Origin of the sequence: Nocardia sp. NPDC019395, from assembly GCF_040632335.1 — a bacterium.
Taxonomy (GTDB): Bacteria; Actinomycetota; Actinomycetes; order Mycobacteriales; family Mycobacteriaceae; genus Nocardia.
Genome location: NZ_JBEYBT010000001.1, coordinates 1,367,504 through 1,393,235, shown reverse-complemented (window position 1 = coordinate 1,393,235; position 25,732 = coordinate 1,367,504). Strand labels below are relative to the sequence as shown.

Below are 25,732 nucleotides of genomic sequence, written 5' to 3'. Positions count from 1 at the left end.
TACCGGAAGGAATGCAGTGTCCGAGACCACCACAGGCCAGTGCCCGTTCGCGGCCAAACACCCCACCACGGGTGCCGGCAACCGTGACTGGTGGCCCAACCAGCTCAACCTGAAGATCCTGCGGAAGAACGCCCCCGCGTCGGACCCGATGGAACCGGACTTCGACTACGCGGCCGCATTCAAAACCCTCGACCTCAACGAGGTCCGCAAGGACATCACCGAGGTGCTGACCACCTCGCAGGACTGGTGGCCCGCCGACTTCGGCCACTACGGCCCCCTGATGATCCGGATGGCCTGGCACAGCGCCGGCACCTACCGCACCATCGACGGCCGCGGTGGCGGCGGTGGCGGCCAGCAGCGGTTCGCGCCGCTGAACAGCTGGCCCGACAACGGCAACCTGGACAAGGCCCGCCGGCTGCTGTGGCCGGTCAAGAAGAAGTACGGCAAGAAACTGTCCTGGGCCGACCTGATGATCTTCGCCGGGAACGTCGCCCTGGAATCCATGGGCTTCCAGACCTTCGGTTTCGCCGGCGGCCGCGCCGACGTGTGGGAGCCGGACGAGGACGTCTACTGGGGCCCGGAGTCGGTGTGGCTGGACGACGAGCGCTACACCGGTGAACGCGATCTGGAGAACCCCCTGGGTGCCGTCCAGATGGGCCTGATCTACGTCAACCCGGAAGGCCCGAACGGGAACCCCGATCCGCTGGCCGCGGCCGTGGACATCAAGGAAACCTTCAGCCGGATGGCGATGGACCACGAGGAAACCATCGCGTTGATCGCCGGCGGGCACACCTTCGGCAAGACCCACGGTGCCGGTGACGCCGACCTGGTCGGCGCCGAACCCGAAGCCGGGGCCATCGAACAGCAGGGCCTGGGCTGGAAGAGCGCGTACGCCTCCGGTAAAGCCGGCGACGCCATCACCAGCGGGCTGGAGGTCACCTGGACCACCAAACCGGCTCAGTGGACCAACGACTTCTTCGAAATCCTCTTCGGCTACGAATGGGAACTCACCAAGAGCCCCGCCGGAGCCAACCAGTGGGTGGCCAAGGACGCCGAGGAGATCATCCCCGACGCGCATGATCCGGCCAAGAAGAAGAAGCCGATGATGCTCACCACCGACCTCGCGCTGCGCTTCGACCCCGAGTTCGAGCCGATCTCGCGCCGGTTCAAGGACAACCCGGACCAGTTCGCGGACGCCTTCGCCCGCGCCTGGTACAAGCTCACCCACCGCGATATGGGCCCGGTCGACCGCTACCTCGGCGCGGAAGTCCCGTCCGAGGTGCTGATCTGGCAGGACCCGATCCCCGCGGTCGACTTCGAGGTCGTCGGCGAAGCCGATATCGCGGCCCTCAAGGAGCAGGTGCTGGCCGCCGGTCTCACCGTCCCGCAGCTGGTGTCCACCGCCTGGGCGTCGGCCTCGACGTTCCGCTCCAGCGATAAGCGTGGCGGCGCCAACGGTGCCCGGATCCGCCTGGAACCGCAGAAGAGCTGGGATATCAACGAGCCCGAGCAGCTGGCCACGGTGCTGAACGCGCTGGAGAAGGTGCAGGAGTCGTTCAACGCGGCCCAGTCCGGCGGCAAGAAGGTCTCGCTGGCCGACCTGATCGTGATCGCCGGCGCCGCCGGTGTCGAACAGGCCGCGAAGGAAGCCGGCGTGCAGATCACCGTCCCGGTCACCCCGGGCCGCAACGACGCCGTCCAGGAGCAGACCGATGTCGACTCCTTCGCGGTGCTCGAACCGCGGGCCGACGGTTTCCGCAACTACATCGGCAAGGACCACCGGCTGCCGTCGGAGCACCTGCTGATCGACCGCGCGAACCTCCTCGGCGTCACCGCGCCGGAGTTGACCGTGCTGGTCGGCGGTCTGCGGGTGCTGGGCGCGAACTACAAGCAGTCGAAGCAGGGTGTGTTCACCGACAAGGTCGGCACACTGACCAACGATTTCTTCGTCAACCTGCTCGATATGGGCGTGGAATGGAAGTCCACCGACGAGTCCCAGGAGACCTTCGAAGCTCGCGATACCGCGACCGGCGAGGTCAAATGGACCGGCACCCGTTACGACCTGGTGTTCGGCTCGAACTCCGAACTGCGTGCCGTGGCCGAGGTGTACGCGGCCGACGACGCGAAGGAGAAGTTCGTGCGCGACTTCGTGTCGGCATGGAACAAGGTGATGAACGCGGACCGGTTCGACCTGGCCTGATCCCGTTCACCCGGTACGCCGGGTAGTGGTCTCGTATGCCCGGGCGTCGATGCGGCGCCCGGGCATACGGCTGTCGGGGGGTGTCTCGTCACCGGCGCCAGAACAGATGGTGGACGACACCGCTCGGGCTGGGCACCTTGTCCAGATGGAACCGGTCGAGCAGCTCTTCCGGGCGCTCCCAGAGGCGCTCGCCGGACCCGAGTTCGTTCGGCGCGACAGCGATGTGCAGGGTGTCGATCAGGTCCGCGGCCAGGAATTCGCGCACGGTGCTCACGCCGCCGCCGATCCGCACGTCCCGGCCGTCCGCGGCGGCGAACGCCTGCTCCAGTGCTTTTTCCGGAGTGGCGTCCAGGAAGTGGAAGGTCGTATCGCCCAGGGTGAAGGACGGCCGCGGGTGGTGGGTGAGTACGAAGACCGGTGTATGGAACGGCGGCTCGTCGCCCCACCAGCCCTGCCAGTCCTCGTTCTCCCACGGACCGCGCTGCGGTCCGAATTTGTTGCGGCCCATGATCTCCGCGCCGATATTGCGGGTGAAATCGCGGGTGAAATAGTCGTCGAGGCCGCGGGTCCCACCGGGGTCGGTGCGGTTCGGCCAACTGGCGGTGGCGCCGGCCCAGGTGAACATGATCCCCGGATCGGCGTGGCCGAACGGCCGGTCGAGGCTCTGGCCGACACCGGCTCCGTAGCCGTCGCCGGAGACGGTGAAATTCTGCACTCGCACAAGCTGGGTCATCGACGTCCCTTTCTGATTTCAATATGCAACCAGTTGTGAACCTACCTAGACTGATCTCATGACGCAACCAGTTTCGCCGGCACTGTTACCCGTCGAACCCGGAAAATCCGGGTGCCCCATCAACATGACCATGGAATTACTCGGCGACCGCTGGAGCCTGATCGTGCTACGCGACATCATGTTCAGCGCGAACACCCACTTCCGGGAACTACTCGGCGCCTCCATGGAGGGCATCGCCTCCAATATGCTCGCCGCACGGCTCACCAAACTCGTCGACGCCGGACTACTGAGCCGCGACGACGACCCCAGCCACCGGCAAAAAGTCGAATACCACCTCACCGAAGCCGCGATCCAACTGGTACCACTGATCACCGAACTCGGCGCGTGGGGCGCGCGGTGGCTGCCCACCTCCCCGGAACTCGCGATACGGGCACAACTCCTCGCCGACGGCGGCCCCGAACTCGGCGAACGCTTCATGGCCGAACTCCGCGAAATCCACCTCCACCGCCATCCGGCGCCCGCTGACGGCGTACTCGCCGAACTCACCGCGGCCTACACGGAGATCGCCCGAGCCGAGAAAGAATCGCGGCAGAGCTAGGGGCGCAACCCGGCCAGCGACGCTCACAACGTGAGGGCCACGCCTTCCGGAGTGTTCGGTACAGTACCCGCGTCCGGGTGCGGTCCGAGAGCGGAAGAGGTGCGATGGCCGACATCGATCGGGCGCACTGCTTCCCCGCAGCGCTCTCGCCCTACTCACGGTCCACATCAGTCGCGGCGGCGTCTGCTCCACCGACGGAAACCACCCCGCCGAACCGATGCGGTCGATCCACGGTCACAGCGACAGGAAAACCTCGATGGGCGGGCCTGGCGGCGAGATCATCGCAAAAATGCTACAGGCGGCCGGGCGCATCGCCGACACTGTCGTTTACAAGGCCGCCCCGCAGATCAGCAAAACACACCGCGAATTTCCGCACGAAGTACAGAACCACCTCGAACGAGTCCGGTTCTCAGAAGAGCAGTGCGGAGTCGAACTGGACCGGATTCGTCCGGCTGTAGCCACGGGACGCGAAACCACCGCCGAACACGCGGCACCCGATGAGATAACCGCACACGTCGCCAGAACGGGATGGGCAACCGACCCGATCATGTTGCGTGCCCATACGACCGATGCCGGAACGGTGATCCCGCCGAGAAGTATTTCGGAGGCAACAGCAAACGTGCCTCCCCCCTTCGACCCACGGACCTTCCGCAGCCGGGCCGGTCTGATCGAACTGTTCCAGATGAACATCGACAACGGTGTCCGGCTCGATCGGCTCGAACCACTCACACCGATCAACCCCCACTACAACTGTCACGGGTACACATTCAGCCGCGACGGCGCAGCCGGGTGGCTGGGAGGCAGTTGGGTCGACACGATCCTGTCGGACAACGGGTTCCGCAGAATATCCGATACCGGTTCGGCGGTTCCGGGTGATGTGGTGATCTACCGGAACTCCGACTCCGTCGTCACACATTCCGGGGTGGTCGCAGACGTAACTTCCGGCGAGGTCTCTGTAGATTCCAAACACAGCCCGCTGTCGGTGGTGCGGCACCGAATCCACGAGGTCACCGAGATGTACGGTTCGGATGTGACGGTATACCGCACAGACCGCCCGGACGGCAGGTTCCTCACACCGGTCGAGAACTCTGGAGAGCCGGCGCCGGCATGGCCGCCTGCCCCCTCGCTGGACGGCTCGTAGCCGCGGTCTCCCACCTCCGTGCCCGGCCCGGGCATTACCAGACCAGGGTGAGCTCCGGGATGCGGACACGGCCGAAGAACCGCTTGGCGATATCGCTGCCGTCGAAATTGTATCCGTTCATCAGGTCGGCCAGCTCGGTGGCCAATTCCTGTAATTGTGGGCTGACCCGCTCGATACCGTCCTCGACCACCCAGCCCCAGTCACGCGGAACGTTGTCGATGGTGATGTCGATGCAGCTGTGATGCGGCAGGTCGACCGTGATCTCGATCTGCACCGGCGCGTCACCGAGAGGGTCCCGGACCGCGGGCTCCCCCACCCGAGTCTGCGGGGCGAACATGATCCGCCCGAGCGTGATATCGGCCCGGATCATCTCCGCCACCGCCGGGAGATCCGCATGTTTGCCGACCCGGTGATAACGGTCCCCGTAGGTGCGGTCACCGACCGGCGATCCACCACTGCGGGCCAGCATCCGATCCAGCATGCGCTGGGCCGTCGCGCGCTCGTCCGACCCGGTATTGGGATGGTCGATAAGGGCACGCAAACGCATGATCCGCTGGCTCGTAATGGTCGCCATAGCAGCACAGGGTAGCGAAACCGGGAGCGATCCGGCGGTTCAGTCGGAGGCGCGTCCCCCGGAACCTCCCGCACTGGCGATCACCGAGGTCAGGTGCTGGTCCGGAGTCAGTACCTCCGAGTCCGCGGACCGCACCGCCAGCGGTGACCGCAGCGCCGTCCACACCTCCAGAGCGCCGAACACCGTCATACCGCAGCCCGCCACCGCGGCCAGCATCTCGATACTGTCGAACGGGGCGATCGCGATCACCAAACCGGCCGTCAACGTCACCAGACCGAACAGCTCCTGCTTCCCGCGGCCGGTCACCTCGTCGTCGTCCCACACACCGGCCACCGCGTGAGCGACTCCCCGCACCGACCACGCCAGCCCCAGCCACATCGCCAGCAGCAGTGTCCAGTTACCCGCCCGGAAGCACAGGGTCGCCGTCACCAGCGATACCACCGCCGCGAGCAGCAGCAGAGCCCGCGGAAAACGACCCAGACGACTACCGAAGGCCACCGTCGCCAACGAGACAGCACTGCAGAGGAGCGAGAACATGAACAGATTGCCCACCGCTCCCAGCGATTTATCGGGCCAGGTGACCGTGGCGACCCCGATCACCACCGAGCAGACCCCCATCGCCAGCACAGTCTGGCGCACTCCAGGACCGAACACCGGAGTAGCACCCGCTTCCTCGTAGGTCGGCATAGCTGAATGATATGGGTACACTCCATCGATTGCCCAATGGTTGCCGTCAATACCCGTTCACCACCGCCTGTCGGGCCCGGAGACCGACCTCCCGCGGCGGCCTACAATCCATCCGTGGGAATTGTGTGGGCGATGACTCTGCCCGGGCTGGTCTGCCTGTTGATCGGGCTCGCCTTCGCCGAGGTCCTCGTCAACCGACTGACCGGCGTGCGCCTGCTGCCCTGGAATCGCGGCAACCCGGCCCGCCGCACACGCCCGGTCGCCGCCACCGGTTTCGAAGAAGTCGCCGCGGTGTTCCAAGGGTCGAAACATATCGAATTCGAACAGCGCAGGCACAGCCTGATGCATCGCGAAGACGAATCCGACGGGGCGCCGCCGCTGCCGGCCTACGATCCGGCCGCGAACCGGGTCACCATACGCGCTGCCGCCCACACCGAACCCGGCGGCGGCGCGGCGACACCGCCCGCGCAGTAACGTCCCGGCGAGCGGATCCGGCACTAAGGTCGCACCGAGACGTATATCGGGGGCACCAGTCAGGAGGGCCGTCGTGACCGTTCCCGCACTGGTGTGGGTGTGCACCCTCGCCCTGATCGCCGGGCTGTTGCTGTTCGACTTCTTCTTCCACGTCCGCAGTGCGCACACCCCGTCCCTCAAAGAAGCCGCTGTCTGGTCCGCCGCCTATATCGGCGTCGCGGTGGCGTTCGGGTTCGCGGTCTGGGGGTTCGGCGGGACCACCATGGGAGTCGAGTACTTCGCCGGGTACATCACCGAAAAAGCGCTCTCGGTCGACAACCTGTTCGTCTTCCTCATCCTCATGACGACCTTCCGGGTACCCAGTGCCGCGCAGCAGAAGGTACTGCTCGTCGGGATCGTGTTCTCCCTGGTGGTGCGCACCGGATTCATCTTCGTCGGCGCCACACTCATCAGCAGGTTCGCCTGGGTCTTCTACATATTCGGTGCCGCGCTGCTGATCACCGCCGGCAATATGCTCAAACCGGAAGGTGAGGACAGCCATGCCGCCGACAATTTCGTGCTGCGGCTGGCCCGCCGGTTCCTGCGCACCAGCGACAACTACGACGGCGACAAACTCTTCACCGTGGTCGACGGCCGCCGGCATATGACGCCGATGCTGCTTGCCATGGTCGCCATCGGCGGCACCGACGTCCTGTTCGCCCTCGATTCCATACCCGCCATATTCGGGCTCACCCAGAACGTGTTCATCGTGTTCACCGCGACCGCGTTCTCCCTGCTCGGCCTGCGTCAACTGTTCTTCCTGCTCGAAGGCCTGCTGGACCGCCTGATCTACCTCAGCTTCGGCCTGGCCGCGGTCCTGGCCCTCATCGGGGTCAAACTCGTTCTGCACGCTCTGCACGAGAACAATGTCCCGTTCATCAACCACGGCGACCCGGTGCCGGTCACCGAAATCTCCACCGGCCTGTCACTGGCCCTGATCGTGCTGATCCTGCTGATCACGGTCGCCGCCTCGCTGCTCAGCCCGGCCGGCCGCGCGCAGACCGCGGTCGCCAACGCGCGCCGCCACGCCACCCGCTACCTCGATCTCGGCTACGAAGCCGACCAGCGCCTCCGCGAACGCACCTACGCTCAGATGCTGGAAGAAGAGAAAACCATCACCGGCCTGCCGGCCAAATACCGGCGACGCATCCGGGAAGGCGAAACGGAACTGGTCGCGTTGCTCGAACGCTCGCATATCGTGCACGCCGACCGCGTCGCGCGGATGGAGGCCGGGCTACCCCTGCGCATGTGACCGCCTCGCGGCGAGAGGCGGTTTCGGCTGCTCCCGACGCGCTAGCCGCCTGCGTGTGCGGCGCGTGCGGCGGAGGATCCCTCTCGGAGGACTTCTCCGGTGAGGTTGCGGTTGCTGTCAGATCCCAGGAACACGATCAGGCGGGCGACATCGTCGGGATCGGACAGTCGCCGTGTCGGGGTGCCCGCGGCCAGCTCGGCGATCACGGCGTCGGGAAACGCCGCTCTGGTTTCGGTGAGGGTGAACCCGGGGGCGACGACGTTGACGAGAATGCCGTCCCGGCCGCCTTCCCAGGCGAGACTGCGGGATAGGCCGTACAGGCTGGATTTGGCCGTGCCGTAGGGGCCGGGTCCGGGGATCCCTTCCTCGGCCACGCTGGAGGAGATCAGTACTATGCGCCCCCAGCCGTTCCTGCGCATTCCCGGCAGCACCGATCGGAGAACCGCCACGGTGCCGATCAGGTTGGCGCCGATCATCCTGTGCCAGTGGTCGAGTGGCACATCCTCGAACCGAACGCTGGGGTCGGGCGGGGCGTCCCCACCCCAGTCGACCGCGTTGGCGACGAGAACGTCGATATCGCCCCAGTGCTCGGTGACCGCGCCCACCGCCGCGGCAGCGGTGGCGGCATCGGCGAGCCGCAACGGCACGACCATTGCCTCTCCGCCGGTCGCCTCGACCGACGAGGCCACCATCTCCGCGCCCGCGCGGTCGGTGTGGTAGGTGATCGCCACCCGGGCCTGCTCGGCCCCGAACGCGCGAGCAGTGGCAGCGCCGATGCCTTTGGAGGCTCCGGTCACCAGGACCACGCGGCCCTTCATTCCTGTATCCATTTTTCTCCGATTTCCAGTGTTTCCCGGGCTCGTGAGCGCCCGCTCGAAAGTTGTCGCAGGAGTCGGCTCAGCTCGACGGTTGCAGTGGTCGTCCGATCGAGGTGGCGAGCGCGGCAGCGGCTTCCAACGCGGCGGCCCGCGACGCCTGATGCGCGTGTTCGAACTCGGCCAGGAACGGGACGTGTCGTGCGTTGGTCAGTTCCGTATGGATGAAATGCAGATCCGCGATACCGAGTGTCTCGAAGTAGGCCCGCAGGTAGGGCTCCTGATGGTCGTGGGCCGCACGTGGTGTTTCCGGCGCGTACGAGCCACCCCTGGCGGTGACCACGACCGCGGTCCGCCCGGCCAGCGGCAGCCAGGGGAAGGAAATCTGGTCGATCCACGCCTTGAGTGTCGAGGGAAGTGAGAAGTTGTACATCGGGCTCGCGATCAGCAGCACGTCTGCCGCCAGTAGTTCCTCGATCAGCGGCCGGCTCACCGCCCAGCTTCTCTCCTGCGCCGGGGTTCGCACCGCGCTGGACATATCGGCCAGCTTGCGGATCCCTGTTGCGGATGCCTGGATCGCGATCTCGGTGCGAGCCTCGTCGACCGGCGGTACGGGATCGGCACCCAGATCCCGGTAGGTGTAGTCCCCACCGGGGTGTCCGATGCGCCACTCGGCGGCGAACACTCCGGCGACTTCGCGGGAGAAGGACGCCCTCCTGGCACTGGAGTCGATATGCAGCAGATGTGCCACGGTATCTCCGATCTTCGAAATACATTACATAGCCGACTATATGATAGCCGACTGTATAATAGTCGACTATGGAACTGCCTCGACCAGGATCAGGCCGCGACATCGCTCGCGGCATAGGTCCCATCGGCTACGCCCTCGCACTCGTCGCACGTGCACATCGGGCCGATCTGACGCATCGGCTTGCCCGGTTAGGGCTGCATCCCGGCCAAGAGCTCATCGTGGTCGACCTCCACGAGAACCCCGGGTCGACGCAGGCCGCGCTGGTAGAGCGCATGGGAATCGAGCAGCCCACGATCGCCAAGACCATCAGCCGAATGGAGCGTTCCGGCTTCGTGGAGCGGACCCACGACGATTCCGACCGGCGAGTCATTCGACTGCGCCTGTCCACAAAAGGAGAACAGGCAGTCGAGCCGGTGCGAGCCGCGTGGCGCGACGCCGAAACCGTGATAACGGGTCGGCTCAGCGCGGCCGAACGCCGGCAACTCATGAATCTGCTGCAAGGGATCGGTGAACCGTGATCACGGGAGAGCGTGGTCAGAACGGGGCGTCAGCGAATCGCATCAGCCGTCCAGGCGGGCCACCAAAGTCTTGGGCGCAACAGTGCGATAGGCCTCGATGACGATTTCGCCGATCTCCGACCAGTCGACCGGGACATCCAGATACACACCCAGCCAGCCACGGTGCCCGACATACGGCGGACGGAAGAACCGGTCCGGTTCGGCCGCGACCATCGCCTCCTGCGCCCCCGGCGGGGCCGCGCACCAGAAACCCAGCCGATCGTCGTGATGATGGTCGGAGTAGGTGACAAAGGTTTTCTTACCGCGAATGAACCAGGTGGGCTCACCGTGGCTGAGCCGTTCGGAGGTCTCCGGCAGTGCGGTGCACAACCGGCGCAATTGCGGCAGCGGATCCTGGGCCATACGGTCACGGTAGCGCGCAGAACCTCTTCGAGCGCCCGGCCGAGTACGGTGCGCCGGGGGCGGCCATGACACCTTCTCCGGGGTCCGTCCGATGCCCCAGCATTCGACCCGGACCGAGCCGGACGGAGACCGTCGTCTACTCCCCGGTGGCCGTAGCTATCGGAGAAGACTGCTCACCGATCGCTGAATCGCGAATGTTCCTTGCCTCCATCAACGCATCGAGTTGCCGTTCGGCGCGTTCGGCGCGCATCAGGATCTGGGCGCGCGCTTGATCGAGTGCTTCGATACGCTCCGCCGCCTCCGTACGTGCCTTATCCACCCGGGAATCCGCCTCGGTGCGGGCGGACACCAGGTCCGCGGCTGCCGACTGCCGGGTTTCGGCGAGTTCGCTGCGTATGGAGTCGTAGTCGGTTCGTAGCCGTTGCAGTTCCGACCGTGCCTCGCGGGCGGTCTCCGCGCGTTCCGCTGCCGACCGTTCAGCTCGCTCCAGGGCACGTTCGGTATCGGCCGCACGCTGCAGGGCCAGATCACGATCGGCAACGGCCGCCTTCACCTGTTGCGCGCAATCGCGTTCGGCCCGTTCTATATCGGACTGCGCGGCGCGGCGCGCACCGGCGATCTCCTCGGTGCACTGGGCGCGAATCCGTTCGATTTCCTCGGTGGTTTCACGCCGCGCGGAACGGATCTCTTCGTCGGCCGCGCACCGGGCCGCGAACACCTCGTCCGCGGCCCGGGTGGTGATCTTCTCCACCTCGCGCAATGCGTCGTCGCGCGCGGCTTCCGCGGTGGCGGTGTCCGCCTGGGCCTCCGCGATCCGGGCATCCGCGGTTTCCGCGGTTGCCACCGCGTCGTCCGCGGCTTCCTCCGCGCGCAGTCGCGCCTCCTGTGCCTCGCGACGAGCCTGTTCCGCGGCGGCGGCAGCCATTTCGGCTTCGGCGATCCGGCGTGCGGCGTCTGCTTGAACGGCCTGGACCTGTGCCTCGGCGACCGAGGGGTCGGCGAGGGTGGACATTTCACCTACCGCCGCGGTGAGCGTGGTACCCAGTTGCTCCGCCAAACTGCGGAATTGAGTGAGAAGTTCGTCCGCACGGAGCCGTGCCGCTGTTACCGGGCCGGTCTGCGTCACGGTGACGGAATCCGCCGGGGGTTCGGAGTCCTGCTGTAGCCGTTGCCGTTCCCGCCAGGCGCGCCACCGAGTGTGGTCGGGGCGTTCGCAGTATTCCGACGGCCGGCCCGGGCCCGTGGGGCGTGGGATCGGTTGAGTGCATCCGGGGTAGTTACAAGTGCTCGGCACCCGAGAATCGTAGCGTTGGTTTCGTCGTTTCAAACGTAACGACACGAAACGAAAAGGCGGGGTGGGTATTTACCTATCGGTGCCGGCACCGGATTTCTAACCTCCGATAAGTGAACATTATCGGAGGTTAGGGAAGTAGGCTGGCGGTAGATACGTTCCGGAACAATACGTTTCGTTACGTCGCGCCAAACCAAACGAATTGTGTGACTTAATTACCGAGGAGAGCGCCCGTGGCCGAACGCACCGTGGATCTGCCCGACACCGTCCGCACCGAACTCCGCCGCGGCGTCACCAGCGTCCTCGTCGACACCGCCGCCCTGCGCAGCGTGCGCGAACGGTTCGACAGCGAACAAGCCACCGCACTCGGCCGCTACCTCACCGCCTCCCAATCCCCCAACACACTGCGCGCCTACCGAACCGACTGGATCGCCTGGGCAGCCTGGTGCGCCGGCGAACACCGCCAGGCCCTCCCCGCCGACCCCCTCGACGTCGCCGTCTACCTCGCGGCCGCCGCCGACGCCCGCACCGCCGACGGACGCCACGCCTACAGCCCCGCCACCCTGGAACGTAAATCCGCAGCCATAGCCGCCGTCCACGCCGCCAACGGACTCCCGGCGCCCACTCGCAGCGACGTCGTCCGGCTCACCCTCCGCGGTATCCGCCGCACCCGCCGCACCAGGCCCGAACGGAAACGACCGATCCTGCTGCACACCCTCGGCGAATTACTCACCGGCCTACCCGCACCCGGCTGGCCCGGCGAACCCGCCCGCCGCCGCGACACCCTGCTGCTCCTGCTCGGATTCGCCGGCGCACTGCGCCGCAGCGAACTCGCCGGGCTGCGCATCACCGATATCCAATTCGGCACCGACCACAGCACCGGCGAGCCACTACTGCTCGTCCAATTACCCACCACCAAAACCGACCCGACCGGCATAACCGAACAACACGTCGCACTCCCCCGCGGCAAACAAGCACACACCTGCCCCGTCTGCGCCTGCGCCGAGTGGCTGCGGCTGCTGGCAGCACACACCGAGAACCCGCGCAACATCCGCGCCTGGATCGACGAAATCCCCCGGGGCGACACCCATATCCATCGCTGCCACGGCTACCTCCCGGACCCCCGGCTCGACCCGGACCAGCCCTTGTTCCCCGCGATCAACCGGCACGGCGGACTCGGCGATACCGCCCTGTCCGGGCGGGCCGTCGCCGAAATCGTCAAACGCTACGCCGCCCGGGCCGGACTCGACCCGGCACTGTTCTCCGGCCACTCCCTGCGCGCCGGGTTCGCCACCCAGGCCGCGCTCGGCGGCGCCGCGGACCGGGAGATCATGCGCCAGGGCCGGTGGAGCAACCCCCGCACGGTCCACCGCTACATCAGAACCGCCGACCCCCTCGCCGATAACGCCGTCACCAAACTCGGCCTCTGAATCAACCCCGTCCCGACGGACACGCTGAGTACGCCCTACTTCGGTGCCTGGAAGCCGCCGATCTTCTGCTCGAGCAGTTCGGCCAGCCGCAGCGGAGTGCGGTCCTCGAACATCGGACCGATGAGCTGCACTCCCACCGGCAGCCCCTCGGACGACCGGCCCGCGGGGACAGCGGTGGCAGGCAAACCGGGCATCGTGGCCACACCGGCCCAGACCAGCTGGTCGAAGTACGGGTACTCGACGCCGTCGATGTCGATATGCCGATCATCCAGACCGCCGCTGTGGTCGTGCGGGAAGGCGGGAGTGGGCGTGATGGGGCACACCACGGCATCGAACTCGGCGAAAAGCCGCCGCCAGCCGCGGCGGTGGAGTTCACGACGGTTGTTCGCCTCGACCCAGTCGCGGTGGCGCAGCACCATGCCGCGCAGCCGTGCCGCATCCAGACCCCCGTCGTCCGCACTCAGGGCGGCGGCCTGGACCCGCAGTTGTTCGTATACGTCGACGGGAAGACTTGCGGCGGCGTTCGACAACATCAGCAGCATGTACAGCGTCGCCGCTTCGGCAGGATCGGGCAGCAGCGGACTGCGCCGTTCGACGCGGGCGCCCTCGTCGACGAGCGCCTCGGCGACCCGGTTCACGCCCGCCCGCACCGCCGAACCGGTCGGAATGAGCGGATGGTCCTCCATGATCAGGACACGGAAGTCCGCCAGCCGCTCATGGCGCGCGGGCGGCAGTGCGATGTCGTAGGCGACGCCGTGGGTCAGCGGGTCCGGTCCGGCCATCACGTCCAGCAGCAGCGTGAGGTCGCGGGCGGTGCGCGCCATCGGACCGGCAACAGCGAGATCGAGGTCGACCGGCAACGCCGGTGCGGGCGGCGCGACCATACCGCGGGTCGGCGCCAGCCCGAGTGTCGGTTTATGCGCGTAGACACCGCAGAAATGCGCGGGCGTGCGCAGCGAGCCGGCGAGATCGGAGCCGATGGACAGCGCACCGAATCCGGACGCCAGGGCCGCCGCCGAACCGCCGGACGACCCACCCGACGTGCGGCCATGATCCCACGGATTGCTGGTGGTGCCGTAGATCTCGTTGAAACTCTGGATATCTCGCAGCATCAACGGCACATTGGTCTTACCCAGCACCACCGCGCCGGCCGCCTTCAGCCGCGACACCTGTACCGCGTCCTCGGCGGGCACATAGTCCCGCTGCGCCGGCATGCCCCAGGTGGTGGGCAGCCCGGCGATATCGTAGGACTCCTTGACCGTCACCGGAATGCCGAGCAGTGGCCGGTCCTCGCCGCGGGCGCGCGCCCGGTCGGCAGCGCGCGCGGCGACTCGCGCATTATCGAAGTCCGGCACACATATCGCGTTGATCGCCTTATCGTCCCGCTCGATACGGGCAATCGCCTCGTCGGTCAGTTCCACCGAGGTCACCGCACCGGCACGTAAGGCAGCTACGAGCCCTTCGGCCGACTCGAAATTCCACTCCATGAATTCGACGCTATTGACCTGCCGCAGAGGACATAAAATGCCGCGCTGCACAACGGGAAAGTCGGACCGACCACCGCACCGGTCAAGTCACGCACTCGTTCTGCCATCGAGGACGGATCGCCCCAGGTCACAGCGTCAGCAATGGGCCAACTCCCTCAGCACAGGACACGAAACACCGCGTCGCGCAACGGGACAGATATCTCAATCCTCAGCATGCTTTCGCCATGGTCGGCACAGCGAACTCCCGACAGTCGATTACGCGAGCTCACCAGTCCCCGGGTCATGCCGGTTCGAGGATGCCGAGTGTGCCCGGCAAGCGTGACGGTGCGATCTCGATCCGGCATCGCCCGGCACCGGGGGCGCACCCATCGGCCGCCCCCGCGCCGTGGTCGAGTCCGATAACCGCGAGTGGCGGCCCGACCAGCGGATATTCCGCCGAAAGCAGCCGAAATCCGAGGGGTTCACCGCGGCCGGATTGTGCGAGGATATGAGCGCTCCACGAGTCAGTCCGTTTCAAACCCCCCTTTGGAAGGATGCTCAGATGGCGCAAGACACCAGTACTGCTGCTACCCGCACCAGCAACGGCAGCAGTCAGGAAGTCCAGAGCTTCGAGATGTTGCGACGAGGCCTGGACGAGATCCGGCAAGAAGCACAGAGCTCACGGCAGTACGCCCAACAGGCACAGAACCTCGCCCGGCAGGTGCAACAGCAGGCCCGGCAGGTCCAGCACCAGTCCCAGGTTGCGCAGAGCCAGGCCAACCAGGCCGCCCAGCAGGCCCAACAGGCCCGCCAGCAGGCAATGCAAGCCCAGAACCAAGCTCAGCAGGCCCAGAGCGAAGCCGACCGGGCCCAGAGCCAGGCCCAGCAGGCGCAGAGCGAAGCCAACCAGGCCAACCAGCGCTGTCAGTCGGCGCAGGACCAGTCCGATCAGGCCGCTCAGCTCGCCCAGCAGGCCGAGGAACAGTCCAACCGGGCCCAGGACCGCGCGATGCAGTGGGAACTGCAACTGCACCAGGTGCGCCAGCAGGTGCGCCAGATGTAGTCGTAGCGAGCATTCGCGGGGCCGCGACCCCGCACGCTCCCGCGGGGCCCGGATGAACTCGTAAGAGTCACCGGGCCCCGCACCTATGTGAATACGAACCGAATACTCCGGAACGCCGACCGCGACAGAGATAAGCAGAGGCCGCCAGTTCTGGGAACTGGGCGGTGAACCGGTGCGCCGCCACCCCGATACCGTTACCGGGCCGCGGCATCGCCCCCCGCCATCGGGTCATGTTGCGCCGGTATGGACAAAACAAGCTGGTCTGCAGAGGCCACTCTATGTGCTCATGTGACGACCGGCGTCCGCGCAAGCTCACAGCCGCAGCCGCGCCGCGGATTCCGCTACGGACAATCCACGCAGCTCACAATTGCTCATTTGGTAATTGCCGCGTGTCGCGGTCGACCCCGGTCCTGCCGACGCCCAACCGTCCGGCGAACTACACTCGCCCAATGTACTTCCCTCAGATCTACCGCTGACACAGGCCGGCACCACACCCGACCGAAACCTGTCCGCCCGAGCCCACACCGCATACGGGCCGCGAGCCACTCGCCGTAGACCTGAAACGAGGCACCCATGTCCACTCGCCCAGCCCATATCGCGATGGCCGGAGTCCCCGCCGTCAGCCATATCCTGCCCAGCCTCGAGATCATCCGCGAACTCGTGGCCCGCGGCCACCGGGTCACCTACGCCAACACACCCGCCGTCGCCGACCTCATCACCGCCACCGGCGCCGAACTCGTCCCCTGTGATTCCACCCTGCCCACCGAGGACAACACCTGGCCCGACGACCCCATCGCCGCCATGAGCCTGTTCCTGGACAACGCGATACAGGCTTTACCGCAACTCCGGGCCGCATACGACCACGACCCTGCCGACCTCTACCTGTACGACATAGGCGCCTACGCCGCACGCGCCCTCGCCGAAACCCAGAACCGGCCCCTCCTGCAACTGTCCCCGACCTACGTCGCCTGGTCCGGCTACGACAGCGAAATCGCCGCACAACTATGGCAACTACCCGGCGCCGACACCTACCGCGAACGCTTCGCCCAATGGCTGACCGACACCGGCGCTACGACCACCGACGTCGATACCTTCTCCGGCAGACCCGCCCGCGTACTGGCCCTCATACCCCGCGCGATGCAACCACACGCCGAACAGGTCGACACCGGCGCCGTCACCTTCGTCGGACCCTGCTTCGGCGAACGTGCCGCCCGAGACACCTGGACCCGGCCCGACGGCGCCGGCAACGTGCTCCTCATCTCCCTCGGCTCCGCCTACACCCGGCAGCCCGAGTTCTACCGCCGCTGCCTGGCAGCATTCGGAAACCTTCCCGGCTGGCACGTGGTGCTCCAGATCGGGAAATACACCGACCGTGCGGAACTGGGCGATATCCCGGACAACGTCGAGGTGCACTCCTGGGTGCCGCAACTCGCGATCCTCGAACAGGCCGACGCGTTCGTCACCCACGCCGGCATGGGTGGTAGCAGCGAAGGACTGTTCACCGGTATGCCGATGATCGCCGTCCCGCAAGCCGCGGAACAGTTCGGCAACGCCGACCGGCTCGTCGAACTCGGTGTCGCCCAGCGCATCGACACCGGCGACGCAACACCCGAAACCCTGCGCACCGCGTTACTCGAGCTGGTATCCGACCCCGAAGTCGCCGCGAGGTCGGCACGGCTGCGCGCCGACGCCCGCGCCGAGGGCGGAACGCAGCGCGCCGCCGACCTCATCGAAGAAATGCTCACTGACCCGCACACGGGGTCCGGTCACGAGATCACGGCGAGCCGATACGCCCGAGAATGATTTGTGCCAGCGATTCCGGCGCTTCCTCCGGAATCCAGTGGCTCACGCCTTCCAGAACGACCAGGCGGTAGTCCGCGGTCACATGCTCCGCGGTGGCATCGACCCCCGACCGCGCGACGGCCAGATCCGCATCACTCCACACAAAAGTCGTCGGCACCCGCACATCGGGTACCGCACTCCAGGAGTCCCCGGCGGCCCGATACCAGTTCAAGGCCGCCGTCATCGCCCCCGGCTCGCTCAGCCGGGCGATATGCCGCGCAACCAGATCGGCCGGTATCGCGTCCCCGAAGCCCGCACGTAAACCCGCGCATCCGTCGGCCAGCAGCAACTCCTCCGGCGCGTCCGGCTGCTGGAAGAACGACATATATCCCGATCTCTCCGCCTGTACGGGATCGTGTTCCCGCGCCCAGGCGAAAGCCGCCGGATGCGGCACGGAAACCGCGGTCAGCGACGCCACTCGGGCTGGATACCGGGCCGCGACATCCCAGGCCACGATCGCGCCCCAATCGTGGCCGACCAGGTGGACCCGGTCCAACCCCAGCGCATCGCAGAGACCGACTATATCGGCGCGGAGTTCGGGGAGACGATACGACGCGATATCGCCCGGGCGAGCCCCCGGTGAATACCCGCGCTGTTCGGGAGCGAAGGAACGCACTCCGTGTGCGCCCAGCCGGTCCGATACCAATTCCCAGGACGCCGCGCTCTGCGGAAATCCGTGCAGCAAAAGCACATCGGCACCGCCCACAGTCCTGCCCGGGTGAACCCGCACCTCGAAATCGAACTCCCCGACGCGCGCTGTGTACACCTCGACCTCCGGCATGGCTGCATGCTAGCCAATCCCGAAGGAAGGTGCTAGACAGCCGTATAGATAAGTGTCCGGGCCGGCTCGGCCCGGACGAGTCCAATCACGGAGGAATCGATATGAGCACATCCACACAGGTCGCGGTCATCATCGGAGGCGCCTCCGGAATCGGCTGGGCCACCGCCCAGCTCATGGCGGACCGCGGCGATACGGTGATCATCGCCGACCTCGACGGCGCCGCCGCGAACGCCCGCGCCGCCGAACTCGGCGCACCGGCCACCGGCTACCGGGTGCAGGTCACCGACGAGATCGCGATGCGCACGCTCTTCGACACGATCAACGCCGAGTACGGCCCGATCGGCGCTGTAGTCGACTGCGCCGGCATCTCCCGCCCCGGAACCATTGCCGAGCTCTCGCTCGCCGACTGGCAAGCCACCGTGGACGTCTGCCTAACCGGAGCGTTCCTCTCGGTCAAGGAGGCCGCGCGGAGCCTGCGTGACGGCGGTTCCATCGTGTTGGTCGCCTCGCTCAACGGACGCCAGCCCGGTGTGGCGATGAGCGCGTACTGCTCCGCGAAAGCCGGGGTCCTCATGCTCGCCGAGGTCGCGGCCATGGAACTGGCGCCACGCGGGATCCGCGTCAACGCGGTCAATCCGGGCTTCGTACACACGCCTCTCACTCAGGGCGCGACACTCGTTCCGGGGCTCGTCGACGAATATGTCGAGAACACACCATTGGGCCGCGCGGGAACACCCGAGGACATCGGGCAGACGATCGCCTTCCTGACCTCCGACGCCGCCGGTTGGATGACCGGAGCCGCGATCGATCTCAACGGCGGAGCCCATACGATGCGGTACCCGAATATCGTCCAGCGGATAGCCGATATGACGACCACGAGTACTACGAACGAGGGGTGAAGGGAGGCGGATCCCTCCTTCTTTGCTGGTATTTGGGCTCTTGGGTGATGGGTCAGTGTGAGGGAGTTGAATATATTTAGATGCGCATATGACCGTAAGGCCATTACTTTCATTCAGGAACCGGGCCGGCCATCACATGCTCGGCGCGCCACCTACCGGGCCGAGGTTCGCTGCGCACCCATCGCTTCCCTTCTCGTCATAACCGCCCCCTGACTGCGGCCGCTCCCCTACCCCAGCGCACCGGACGTCTCGGGATTCCGTTCGGTACCGGCTCGCGGAGACCCCCTCCCCCGCACCTAGCGGTAGATGGTTTTGCGTGAGACGCCCGAGGTTCCGGCGATCTGGGCGACGTCGTCGGCGCCCTGGGATGTCTGGTCGTGATCGGCTGTGGATGCGATGTCGCGGGCGTGGTGCAGAAATGCGTCCAGGGCCGGCGAATCGGTTTCCGGTAGCCAAGCAAGGACCGAGGTGGTCGGTTCGGCGTCCGAGACGGGCAGACAGGGCAGGCTGCGTGGGATCTGACCCGCAGCGGAGGCGGGAAGTAGCGCTATTGCGCGGCGGGTGGCGGTGAGGTGGGTGAACTGGCCTATATCGCGGATCAAGGGTCTGTTATCGGTTCCCGGTCCGGAAGCTGTTTCCGGCCAGCGGGCGATCGGTTCGCCGATAAGGTCGGACATGGACAGGGCAGCCCGCGATGCCAGCGGATGGTCGGGTGCGAGGACCGCGATCTGAGTTTCGGTGATCAGGTCGAGGGTCTGTAGCCCGGTGAGGTCGTTGTTCGGGCGGTGCAGCAGCGCCACGTCGGCGCGACCGTCGCGCAGCATGACGATCCGCTGGTCGACACTGTGAACAACCTCGACAGGCACCGCGGCCGGATCGGAACGGAAGCCGCACAGGATCCGGTCGATCAACCCAGCATCGGTTCCAGCCTTCATGGCCACCACCAAGCGTGCGTCTACGCCGGCGCGCCGAGTGCGCAATGCGGCACCGGCTACCGCATCGAGCGCGCGGGCTCCCTCCCGCCACAGCGTTTTTCCGGCCGCGGTGAGTTCGACCTTCCGGCTGGTGCGGTACAGCAGGGTCACCCCTAGGCGCCGTTCCAGGCGCGCGATCGCGCGGGACAACGCCGGCTGGGCGATTCCCACTTTCTGGGCGGCCCTCCCGAAATGCAGCTCCTCGGCGACGGCCACAAAATAGACCAGGTCCCGAGTCTCGAGCAGATCCATTCCTTCAGGGTATCGACCCAGAACAACTCGGTCCTGGTGTCAACGGCCATCCGGTGCTGAGCTGGGGACATGGACACAGAACGTGCATCGATCGCACTGATCACCGGTGCCAATCGCGGAATCGGATACGAGATCGCTGGTGGACTGGGACGCCTCGGCATGACGGTCGTGGTGGGTACTCGCGACCTCGACCAGGGTAAACACGCTGCCGCCCGGTTGTGTGACGATGGCATCGACGCGCAAGCTGTCCAGCTGGATGTCACCAGCGGTGATGATCCGGCTGCGGCGGCCGCGTGGATCGATGCGGAGTACGGCCGCTTGGACGTGCTGGTGAACAACGCCGGCATTTCCGGCGCCCGCCTGGGCCAGCTGCCTGGATCGGTCGATCTCGACTCCCTTCGTGCAGTGTTCGCCACCAACGTCTTCGGCGCCGTCGCCGTCACCGAGGCGATACTGCCCCTACTGCGCCGTTCTCCACGGGCTCGCATCGTCAATGTCACATCCGGTCTCGGCTCGATGACCCGCATGACCGACCCGCAGGACTACTTCACCGGACTGCAAGCCAATCTCGGCTACGCGCCGTCGAAGTCTGCTCTCAACCACATCACCGTCCAATACGCCAAACACCTCGCCCCCGAAGCCATCCTGGTCAACGCTGCCGATCCCGGCCCCTGTGCGACCGACTTCACCAAGGATCTCCCCGGTGTGACCCGCACTGCCGCGGATGGCGCTCGCATCGTCGTGCACCTGGCCACCCTCGAGGAGAACGGGCCCACCGGCGGATACTTCAACGAGACCGGCCCGGTGCCGTGGTGAACACCGCCGAGACCGATTGCGGTGCTGGACGAATCACCTCGGCCGACAACAATTACTCACCCGCCGGCCGGAACAGCAGCGTCGGCGAATCGTGCTCCATCGCCCGTGCCGGCCGCTGCGCGTCTGCGACACCCTCTTCTGACCTCGGGCGCCGCCACCGCGGGAGCTCTGCGCGGTCGATCACGGACCGTGGCGAGGTCCTCCAGGCGGGTCAGGCGCTGGTCGAGCGTGCTCATCACAGGCTCGCCGCCGAGGGTCGGCGGGTCGTATCGTCTACCTGTGCCAGGGCTTGGGTCAGCGCCGTGGCAGGGTCTTCGGGGACCGCGACCTCGCGCCAGGCGATGTAGCCGTCGGGGCGAACCAGCGAGGCCCCGGTGCCGGAGAGTCCGTAGGCGGTGTCGAAGACGTCCGATTCCACTGTTTTGACATCGGTGCCGATCTCGACGAACCCGACCGTGGCATCGAGCTGCTGGGAGGCGGTGGCGGCGGCCGCGCGCCAACGGGCGTCCTCGGACACCACGACCCATCCACGGCCGAACAGGTCCAGCGTCGAGCTGCGGTCGCCCTCGGTGAGGGCCAGGTGCGGTGCACGGGTGCCGGGCTGACCGGCCCACTCGTCGGGTCGCCGTGCCGGCGGCAGGTCGGCGTCCGCGCCGAGGACCGCGGCCGAGCGGTAGAGCTGGCCGAGTTCGATCGCAGCGTCGTCGAGTACCGGTACGTCGGTGGTGGGGGCCGCCAGGTAGGCCTTGTAGTCGGCGCGGGCGAAGAGCTGATCATGGCGCAGGTCCGCAATCGGCCGTCGTTCGGCGTCGTAGGTGTCCAGCAGCGCCGGGCGGGATTCACCCGAGAGCACCGCGGCGAGTTTCCAGGCCAGGTTGTGCACGTCGTCGATACCGGTGTTGGCGCCGAAACCGCCACGGTTGGGCGGCAATTGGTGGGCGGCGTCGCCGGCGAGGAACACCCGGCCGTCGGAGAAACGGTCGGCGATCAGCCCGGCCAGGTCCCAGCGGCCGGTGGTCACCAACTCGATGGGGATGTCGGTGCGTCCGATCGCCTGCTGCACCACCCGGATCTGCTCATCGGTGTCGCGGTCGATATCGTCGCTGAGCATCAGCACCCACCGGCCGTCCGAATAGGTGGTCAGGAATGCCGTCAGGTCGGGCTGCTCGATCTCGAACTGGACCACGCCGTGCTTCAGGTACTCGTCCAAGGGGGCGCGGAACAGGATGCTGCGCTGCACCGACAGTGGACCCGCGCCGTGGCGGCCGATGCCCAACACCTCGCGCACCGCACTGGTGGCGCCGTCCGCGGCCACCATGTACCGGGCGCGCAGACGGTATTCGTGGCCGTCGTCGCGGTGGCGCAGTGTGGCGGTCACGCCGTCGTCGTCCTGTGCGAAGTCGAGTAGTTCGGTGCCCAGTCGCAGGTCCGCGCCCAACTCGGCGGCCCGGTCACGCAGGAGGGGTTCGAGCCGGTCCTGGGTGATCGCGATCGCGTGCACGGGTGAGTCCTCGGCTCCGTAGGAGCCCTTCCCGCCCGGAGTCCACGGGTATTCCTCGATCCACCTGCCGGTCAGGCTCTCCACTCGCGCCCGCCGCGGTGGCTTCATGCCCTGCAGCGATGGCGGAACCTCGATCCCGACCTGCCGGAAGTGTTCCACCGTGCGGGTGGTGAAGCCGATCGCCCGGGGATGCGGCGAGCTGCCGCGATGCTTGTCGACGACCACGACGGGCACACCGCGCCAAGCCGAAAACACCGCTGCGGACAGACCCGCCAGGCTGCCGCCGATGATGAGAACAGGGATCGAGTCGGGGGGGGTGGTTTCGTTGACGGTGTTCATGATCGCTCTCCTTCGCTGGTGTCGATTTCGGATGGTGAAGCAGGAGCCGGCACCGGTAGCGCGGTGGCCAGGATCCCGTTGAGCAAGACCGAAAGGGCCCAGCGCATGCGAGTGGTGCCGGTCCCGGACAGCAGCAGCTGTCCCAGGTCGCGGATCTGCGGGTAGCGCCCCACGTCGGCATTCTCGATTGCGGCGACCAGTGCGTCCCATTCGTCGCCGTCACGGGGGCTCTCTCGGCGAGTGGCCTGTTCAGCACCCGTGGCGGTGGCGACCTGCATCAGCAGATCCACCGCCCAGGCCGCCTTGTCCGCTTCGACGCCGCCTTCACGCAGCAGCGTCACCAGCGCCTCCACGAGGTCGAGATAGCAGGGCCCCGACGGGCGGGTCAGCAGGGCCGACCGGGCCAACGGCGGGTGCTGCATCAGGAGATCGACATAGGAAGACAGGACCGCTTCGAGGCGGTCACGCCAATCCCCGGGTGCGCTGACCGGACCGAGATCGACACCGGCGAGCAATTCGTCCAGCACCGCCGCATGCAGATCGGCCACGTTGCGGAAATACACATACAGCGACGCCGGGCCGGTATCGAGCTCGGTCGCCAGCCGACGCAGAGTCAGTTTCTCCAAGCCCTCCGATTCCATCACCGCCACCGCAGCGGCGACAACACGATCACGGGTCAACGCCGGCTTGCTGGGGCGCTCCCGGCGACTACGGACAACTCGATGCTCACTCACAAATCCAAGCGTAACGAACACGTTCGTTACGAACAAGTTCCTGACGAATATGTTCGTTATGCGATGCGACACTGACCAGCAGCTACGCCATATCCGCCCGAAATTCGGCCGATACTACGGCGACCCCGAGAGGCGCGACCGCACGCTCAGTTCACGGCAGCCCCGAACCACCTCGACAGCCCCCTCACCAGATCCTGCTGACTGTCGCCGACCCACGCCATGTAGCCGTCCGGACGCAACAGCACCGCGGGCACGTCCAGTTCCGCACTGACGTCGACGACGTGATCGACTCGGTCCGTCCAGCCCGCCACCGAGAGCCGGCCGGTCCGGTCGAGCAACAGACCACGGCCGCCGTGCATGAGCTCGTAGAGTCGCCCCCGCGTCAGCCCGATGTCCCGCAGTCTGCGGCCGACCATTTCGTGGTTCTCGCCGAGGTCGTACCGGACCCCGATTGCGGTGATCTTCTCGGTCAGATACCGGTTCACCTCTTCGAGGTCCATCAGTTCCGATAACAGCCGGCGCACGGACCGGGGGCCCGGCTCGGTGGATATCAGCTCGGATTGCACGCGGGTGTTGTTCAGCACTTCGTCGGCTACCGGGTGCCGTTCGGTGTGGTAGCTGTCCAGCAGACCCTCCGGCGCCCAGCCGTTGACCTCGGCGGCCAGCTTCCAGCCCAGATTGAACGCGTCCTGGATCCCGAGGTTGAGCCCCTGTCCACCCAGCGGTGGGTGCACATGTGCCGAGTCGCCGGCCAGCAACACCCGGCCGACCCGGTAGCGTTCGGCCAGCCTGGTGGCGTCACCGAATCGGGAAAGCCAACGCGGTGAGTGCACACCGAAATCGGTGCCGGCAAACGCCCGCAGCTGCTGCTTGAACTCCTCCAGGGTCGGCGGGACCACCCTGTCCTCGGTTAGCCCCGCGGCGGGGACTACCACGCGGTACAGCCCGTCCCCGGAGGGCCCGGCACCGAACCCTTTGTGCGTCTCGCGGACCTCCGCCACGACGGCGGCCAGTGTCTCCGGCGCGGCGGTTACCTCCATCTCGCCCAGCAGCGATTCGACCCGAGCAGGCTCGCCGGGGAAGCCGACACCCGACAGCTTGCGCACTGTGCTGCGGCCGCCGTCGCAACCGACGAGGTAGCGCGAGTTCAGCCGTGTGCCGTCGGCCAGTTCGGCAGTCACACTGTCCGCGTTCTGGCTCAGTCCGATCAGTTCGCAGCCACGCCTGATCTCGACGCCCAGTTCGATGGCGTGCTCGGTCAGCAGACGTTCGGTGACCGGTTGCGGGATACCGAGGATGTACGGATGCGCGGTGTCCAGCCCACCTGGCCGCGGCTTGCTGATACCGGCGAAGACACCGCCCAGCGGGTACTGCTTGCCGAGCGCTAGAAACCGCTCCAGCAGACCGCGCTGATCCATCACCTCGATACTGCGCACGTGCAGGCCGAGCGACCGGACATGCCCGGTCGGCTGGTTCTCCTTCTCCAGCACGAGCGTCTCCACGCCGTGCAGCCGCAATTCACTGGCCAGCATCATTCCGGTCGGTCCACCGCCGGCGACGATCACGTCGATCATGAAACCCTCTCGTCTGCCAAGGCCCACTTCCGGCCGCCGCTCCACCAGCAGGTTCTGGTGTCGGCTGGAGATTCTGCGGCATGACCCGGGTCTTGCCGCAAGGCCCCCGGTCCGCGATACATTGAATATGGAAGGGTCGGCCCGCAGCTATCTCATCGGTGGCCGGTCCTATGACCGACTCTTCGATCACTCCTTCGCAGACAAGAACGAGCCCAACTCGTCGAACCGGACCCGCACAAGATCGGCGTCCTGACTTTCGGCACCGAAACGGTCGCAGGTGCGGACGGCACCATCGCCGGACTGCTCGGCGCCTCCCCGGTGCCTCCACGGCCCCGGCGATCATGACCGACCTGGTGGCCCGCTGCTTCCCGCAGCACATCAACCGATGGCAGCCCGCGCCGAGCAGGCTTATGCCTGCCCTTGTTGTTCCGGTGGACACCGACCGGGGAACTGTGGATGACAACATCGTCCGGACCGGCCGAATGCTGGGATTGAACATACATGGTTAGATGCGCATATCAACGTATCAGCGTTATTCACATTCGCTCTGCGGTCGATCCTTCGGTGAGAACTGATCTCAATCGTC

At 66.6% G+C, this 25,732-nt stretch carries 24 protein-coding genes and 1 pseudogene; 12 read left to right on the top strand and 13 right to left on the bottom strand.

Annotation, left to right across the window (positions count from 1 at the left end; translation table 11 throughout):
* Positions 1–16 precede the first annotated feature (16 nt).
* Complete coding sequence (gene katG / locus ABZ827_RS05810) at positions 17–2,200, top strand: catalase/peroxidase HPI (protein ID WP_357233200.1); 2,184 nt, start codon at positions 17–19, stop codon at positions 2,198–2,200.
* Positions 2,201–2,288: 88 nt separating this feature from the next.
* On the opposite strand, the gene ABZ827_RS05805 is transcribed toward katG, so the two are convergent.
* The gene (locus ABZ827_RS05805) at positions 2,289–2,933 is read right to left on the bottom strand and encodes a dihydrofolate reductase family protein (RefSeq protein ID WP_357233198.1); all 645 of its coding nucleotides are present in this window, start codon (positions 2,931–2,933) and stop codon (positions 2,289–2,291) included.
* A 58-nt stretch (positions 2,934–2,991) separates the two neighbouring features.
* Here ABZ827_RS05805 and ABZ827_RS05800 point away from each other — a divergent pair, with 58 nt between their 5' ends.
* Both ABZ827_RS05800 and ABZ827_RS05795 read left to right on the top strand, forming a co-directional pair.
* Entirely contained in the window at positions 2,992–3,531 is a 540-nt protein-coding gene (locus ABZ827_RS05800) for a helix-turn-helix domain-containing protein (RefSeq protein WP_357233196.1), read from the top strand.
* A 256-nt stretch (positions 3,532–3,787) separates the two neighbouring features.
* A complete protein-coding gene (locus tag ABZ827_RS05795) occupies positions 3,788–4,672 on the top strand; it encodes a hypothetical protein (RefSeq protein ID WP_357233195.1) in 885 nt (294 codons plus the stop codon).
* 34 nt (positions 4,673–4,706) lie between these two features.
* Here ABZ827_RS05795 and ABZ827_RS05790 read toward each other — a convergent pair whose 3' ends face one another.
* Positions 4,707–5,246: a hypothetical protein gene (locus ABZ827_RS05790; RefSeq protein ID WP_357233193.1), complete on the bottom strand. Its 540-nt coding sequence runs from the start codon at positions 5,244–5,246 to the stop codon at positions 4,707–4,709.
* 39 nt (positions 5,247–5,285) lie between these two features.
* Positions 5,286–5,933, bottom strand: a complete 648-nt coding sequence (locus tag ABZ827_RS05785) for a DUF308 domain-containing protein (protein ID WP_357233191.1) — start codon at positions 5,931–5,933, stop codon at positions 5,286–5,288.
* A 114-nt stretch (positions 5,934–6,047) separates the two neighbouring features.
* On the opposite strand from ABZ827_RS05785, the gene ABZ827_RS05780 reads away from it, so the two are divergent.
* Both ABZ827_RS05780 and ABZ827_RS05775 read left to right on the top strand, forming a co-directional pair.
* The gene (locus ABZ827_RS05780) at positions 6,048–6,407 is read left to right on the top strand and encodes a DUF6191 domain-containing protein (RefSeq protein ID WP_357233189.1); all 360 of its coding nucleotides are present in this window, start codon (positions 6,048–6,050) and stop codon (positions 6,405–6,407) included.
* A 73-nt stretch (positions 6,408–6,480) separates the two neighbouring features.
* Positions 6,481–7,698 (top strand): TerC family protein, encoded by a 1,218-nt coding sequence (locus tag ABZ827_RS05775; protein ID WP_357233187.1) that lies wholly within the window; start codon positions 6,481–6,483, stop codon positions 7,696–7,698.
* A 41-nt stretch (positions 7,699–7,739) separates the two neighbouring features.
* Here ABZ827_RS05775 and ABZ827_RS05770 read toward each other — a convergent pair whose 3' ends face one another.
* Together ABZ827_RS05770 and ABZ827_RS05765 are read right to left on the bottom strand one after the other, a co-directional pair.
* Positions 7,740–8,528, bottom strand: a complete 789-nt coding sequence (locus ABZ827_RS05770; RefSeq protein WP_357233185.1) for an SDR family NAD(P)-dependent oxidoreductase — start codon at positions 8,526–8,528, stop codon at positions 7,740–7,742.
* A 67-nt stretch (positions 8,529–8,595) separates the two neighbouring features.
* Positions 8,596–9,264, bottom strand: a complete 669-nt coding sequence (locus ABZ827_RS05765; protein ID WP_357233183.1) for an NAD(P)H-dependent oxidoreductase — start codon at positions 9,262–9,264, stop codon at positions 8,596–8,598.
* Positions 9,265–9,332: 68 nt separating this feature from the next.
* Here ABZ827_RS05765 and ABZ827_RS05760 point away from each other — a divergent pair, with 68 nt between their 5' ends.
* Positions 9,333–9,782 carry a MarR family transcriptional regulator gene (locus ABZ827_RS05760; protein ID WP_357233181.1) on the top strand — a complete coding sequence of 150 codons (450 nt, stop codon included), beginning with the start codon at positions 9,333–9,335 and terminating at the stop codon, positions 9,780–9,782.
* A gap of 42 nt (positions 9,783–9,824) precedes the next feature.
* Here the strand turns inward: ABZ827_RS05760 and ABZ827_RS05755 are convergent, their stop codons facing one another.
* Both ABZ827_RS05755 and ABZ827_RS05750 read right to left on the bottom strand, forming a co-directional pair.
* Positions 9,825–10,184: an MmcQ/YjbR family DNA-binding protein gene (locus ABZ827_RS05755; RefSeq protein WP_357233179.1), complete on the bottom strand. Its 360-nt coding sequence runs from the start codon at positions 10,182–10,184 to the stop codon at positions 9,825–9,827.
* Positions 10,185–10,320: 136 nt separating this feature from the next.
* On the bottom strand, positions 10,321–11,478 hold the full coding sequence (locus ABZ827_RS05750; protein ID WP_357233178.1) for a hypothetical protein: 1,158 nt from the start codon (positions 11,476–11,478) through the stop codon (positions 10,321–10,323).
* Positions 11,479–11,708: 230 nt separating this feature from the next.
* Between ABZ827_RS05750 and ABZ827_RS05745 the strand changes: the two genes are divergently transcribed.
* A complete protein-coding gene (locus ABZ827_RS05745) occupies positions 11,709–12,905 on the top strand; it encodes a site-specific integrase (RefSeq protein ID WP_357233174.1) in 1,197 nt (398 codons plus the stop codon).
* Between the two features lie 35 nt (positions 12,906–12,940).
* On the opposite strand, the gene ABZ827_RS05740 is transcribed toward ABZ827_RS05745, so the two are convergent.
* Positions 12,941–14,392, bottom strand: a complete 1,452-nt coding sequence (locus tag ABZ827_RS05740) for an amidase (RefSeq protein WP_357233172.1) — start codon at positions 14,390–14,392, stop codon at positions 12,941–12,943.
* Positions 14,393–14,933: 541 nt separating this feature from the next.
* Between ABZ827_RS05740 and ABZ827_RS05735 the strand changes: the two genes are divergently transcribed.
* On the top strand, positions 14,934–15,434 hold the full coding sequence (locus ABZ827_RS05735; RefSeq protein WP_357233170.1) for a hypothetical protein: 501 nt from the start codon (positions 14,934–14,936) through the stop codon (positions 15,432–15,434).
* A 573-nt stretch (positions 15,435–16,007) separates the two neighbouring features.
* Positions 16,008–17,237, top strand: a complete 1,230-nt coding sequence (locus ABZ827_RS05730) for a macrolide family glycosyltransferase (protein ID WP_357233168.1) — start codon at positions 16,008–16,010, stop codon at positions 17,235–17,237.
* Here the strand turns inward: ABZ827_RS05730 and ABZ827_RS05725 are convergent.
* Entirely contained in the window at positions 17,209–18,057 is an 849-nt protein-coding gene (locus ABZ827_RS05725; RefSeq protein ID WP_357233166.1) for an alpha/beta hydrolase, read from the bottom strand. The two genes, ABZ827_RS05730 and ABZ827_RS05725, sit on opposite strands and share 29 nt — an antisense overlap.
* Positions 18,058–18,158: 101 nt before the next feature.
* Here ABZ827_RS05725 and ABZ827_RS05720 point away from each other — a divergent pair, with 101 nt between their 5' ends.
* Positions 18,159–18,956 (top strand): SDR family NAD(P)-dependent oxidoreductase, encoded by a 798-nt coding sequence (locus tag ABZ827_RS05720; RefSeq protein WP_357233164.1) that lies wholly within the window; start codon positions 18,159–18,161, stop codon positions 18,954–18,956.
* Between the two features lie 296 nt (positions 18,957–19,252).
* Here ABZ827_RS05720 and ABZ827_RS05715 read toward each other — a convergent pair whose 3' ends face one another.
* Complete coding sequence (locus tag ABZ827_RS05715; protein ID WP_357233162.1) at positions 19,253–20,182, bottom strand: LysR family transcriptional regulator; 930 nt, start codon at positions 20,180–20,182, stop codon at positions 19,253–19,255.
* A gap of 69 nt (positions 20,183–20,251) precedes the next feature.
* On the opposite strand from ABZ827_RS05715, the gene ABZ827_RS05710 reads away from it, so the two are divergent.
* Positions 20,252–20,998 carry an SDR family NAD(P)-dependent oxidoreductase gene (locus ABZ827_RS05710; protein ID WP_357233160.1) on the top strand — a complete coding sequence of 249 codons (747 nt, stop codon included), beginning with the start codon at positions 20,252–20,254 and terminating at the stop codon, positions 20,996–20,998.
* 235 nt (positions 20,999–21,233) lie between these two features.
* On the opposite strand, the gene ABZ827_RS05705 is transcribed toward ABZ827_RS05710, so the two are convergent.
* From ABZ827_RS05705 to rox, 3 genes are all read right to left on the bottom strand, one after another.
* Positions 21,234–22,838 (bottom strand): FAD-dependent monooxygenase, encoded by a 1,605-nt coding sequence (locus ABZ827_RS05705; RefSeq protein WP_357233158.1) that lies wholly within the window; start codon positions 22,836–22,838, stop codon positions 21,234–21,236.
* Positions 22,835–23,572, bottom strand: a complete 738-nt coding sequence (locus ABZ827_RS05700; RefSeq protein WP_357233156.1) for a TetR/AcrR family transcriptional regulator C-terminal domain-containing protein — start codon at positions 23,570–23,572, stop codon at positions 22,835–22,837. The genes ABZ827_RS05705 and ABZ827_RS05700 overlap by 4 nt, the downstream gene beginning before the upstream one ends.
* A gap of 146 nt (positions 23,573–23,718) precedes the next feature.
* A complete protein-coding gene (rox, locus tag ABZ827_RS05695; RefSeq protein ID WP_357233154.1) occupies positions 23,719–25,146 on the bottom strand; it encodes a rifampin monooxygenase in 1,428 nt (475 codons plus the stop codon).
* A gap of 204 nt (positions 25,147–25,350) precedes the next feature.
* Here rox and ABZ827_RS05690 point away from each other — a divergent pair.
* Positions 25,351–25,655: pseudogene (locus ABZ827_RS05690) on the top strand (malate:quinone oxidoreductase); the annotation flags it as partial.
* Positions 25,656–25,732 lie beyond the last annotated feature (77 nt).

What these genes read in the sequence shown, in the direction of transcription:
- ABZ827_RS05710 (WP_357233160.1), top strand. Translation starts at nt 20,252, where the DNA reads ATGGACACAGAACGTGCATCGATCGCACTGATCACCGGTGCCAATCGC.
- ABZ827_RS05705 (WP_357233158.1), bottom strand. Translation starts at nt 22,838, where the DNA reads ATGAACACCGTCAACGAAACCACCCCCCCCGACTCGATCCCTGTTCTC.
- ABZ827_RS05770 (WP_357233185.1), bottom strand. Translation starts at nt 8,528, where the DNA reads ATGGATACAGGAATGAAGGGCCGCGTGGTCCTGGTGACCGGAGCCTCC.
- ABZ827_RS05730 (WP_357233168.1), top strand. Translation starts at nt 16,008, where the DNA reads ATGTCCACTCGCCCAGCCCATATCGCGATGGCCGGAGTCCCCGCCGTC.
- ABZ827_RS05735 (WP_357233170.1), top strand. Translation starts at nt 14,934, where the DNA reads ATGGCGCAAGACACCAGTACTGCTGCTACCCGCACCAGCAACGGCAGC.
- ABZ827_RS05740 (WP_357233172.1), bottom strand. Translation starts at nt 14,392, where the DNA reads ATGGAGTGGAATTTCGAGTCGGCCGAAGGGCTCGTAGCTGCCTTACGT.
- ABZ827_RS05790 (WP_357233193.1), bottom strand. Translation starts at nt 5,246, where the DNA reads ATGGCGACCATTACGAGCCAGCGGATCATGCGTTTGCGTGCCCTTATC.
- ABZ827_RS05715 (WP_357233162.1), bottom strand. Translation starts at nt 20,182, where the DNA reads ATGGATCTGCTCGAGACTCGGGACCTGGTCTATTTTGTGGCCGTCGCC.
- ABZ827_RS05720 (WP_357233164.1), top strand. Translation starts at nt 18,159, where the DNA reads ATGAGCACATCCACACAGGTCGCGGTCATCATCGGAGGCGCCTCCGGA.
- ABZ827_RS05805 (WP_357233198.1), bottom strand. Translation starts at nt 2,933, where the DNA reads ATGACCCAGCTTGTGCGAGTGCAGAATTTCACCGTCTCCGGCGACGGC.
- ABZ827_RS05725 (WP_357233166.1), bottom strand. Translation starts at nt 18,057, where the DNA reads ATGCCGGAGGTCGAGGTGTACACAGCGCGCGTCGGGGAGTTCGATTTC.
- ABZ827_RS05755 (WP_357233179.1), bottom strand. Translation starts at nt 10,184, where the DNA reads ATGGCCCAGGATCCGCTGCCGCAATTGCGCCGGTTGTGCACCGCACTG.
- ABZ827_RS05795 (WP_357233195.1), top strand. Translation starts at nt 3,788, where the DNA reads ATGGGCGGGCCTGGCGGCGAGATCATCGCAAAAATGCTACAGGCGGCC.
- ABZ827_RS05800 (WP_357233196.1), top strand. Translation starts at nt 2,992, where the DNA reads ATGACGCAACCAGTTTCGCCGGCACTGTTACCCGTCGAACCCGGAAAA.
- rox (WP_357233154.1), bottom strand. Translation starts at nt 25,146, where the DNA reads ATGATCGACGTGATCGTCGCCGGCGGTGGACCGACCGGAATGATGCTG.
- ABZ827_RS05760 (WP_357233181.1), top strand. Translation starts at nt 9,333, where the DNA reads ATGGAACTGCCTCGACCAGGATCAGGCCGCGACATCGCTCGCGGCATA.
- ABZ827_RS05785 (WP_357233191.1), bottom strand. Translation starts at nt 5,933, where the DNA reads ATGCCGACCTACGAGGAAGCGGGTGCTACTCCGGTGTTCGGTCCTGGA.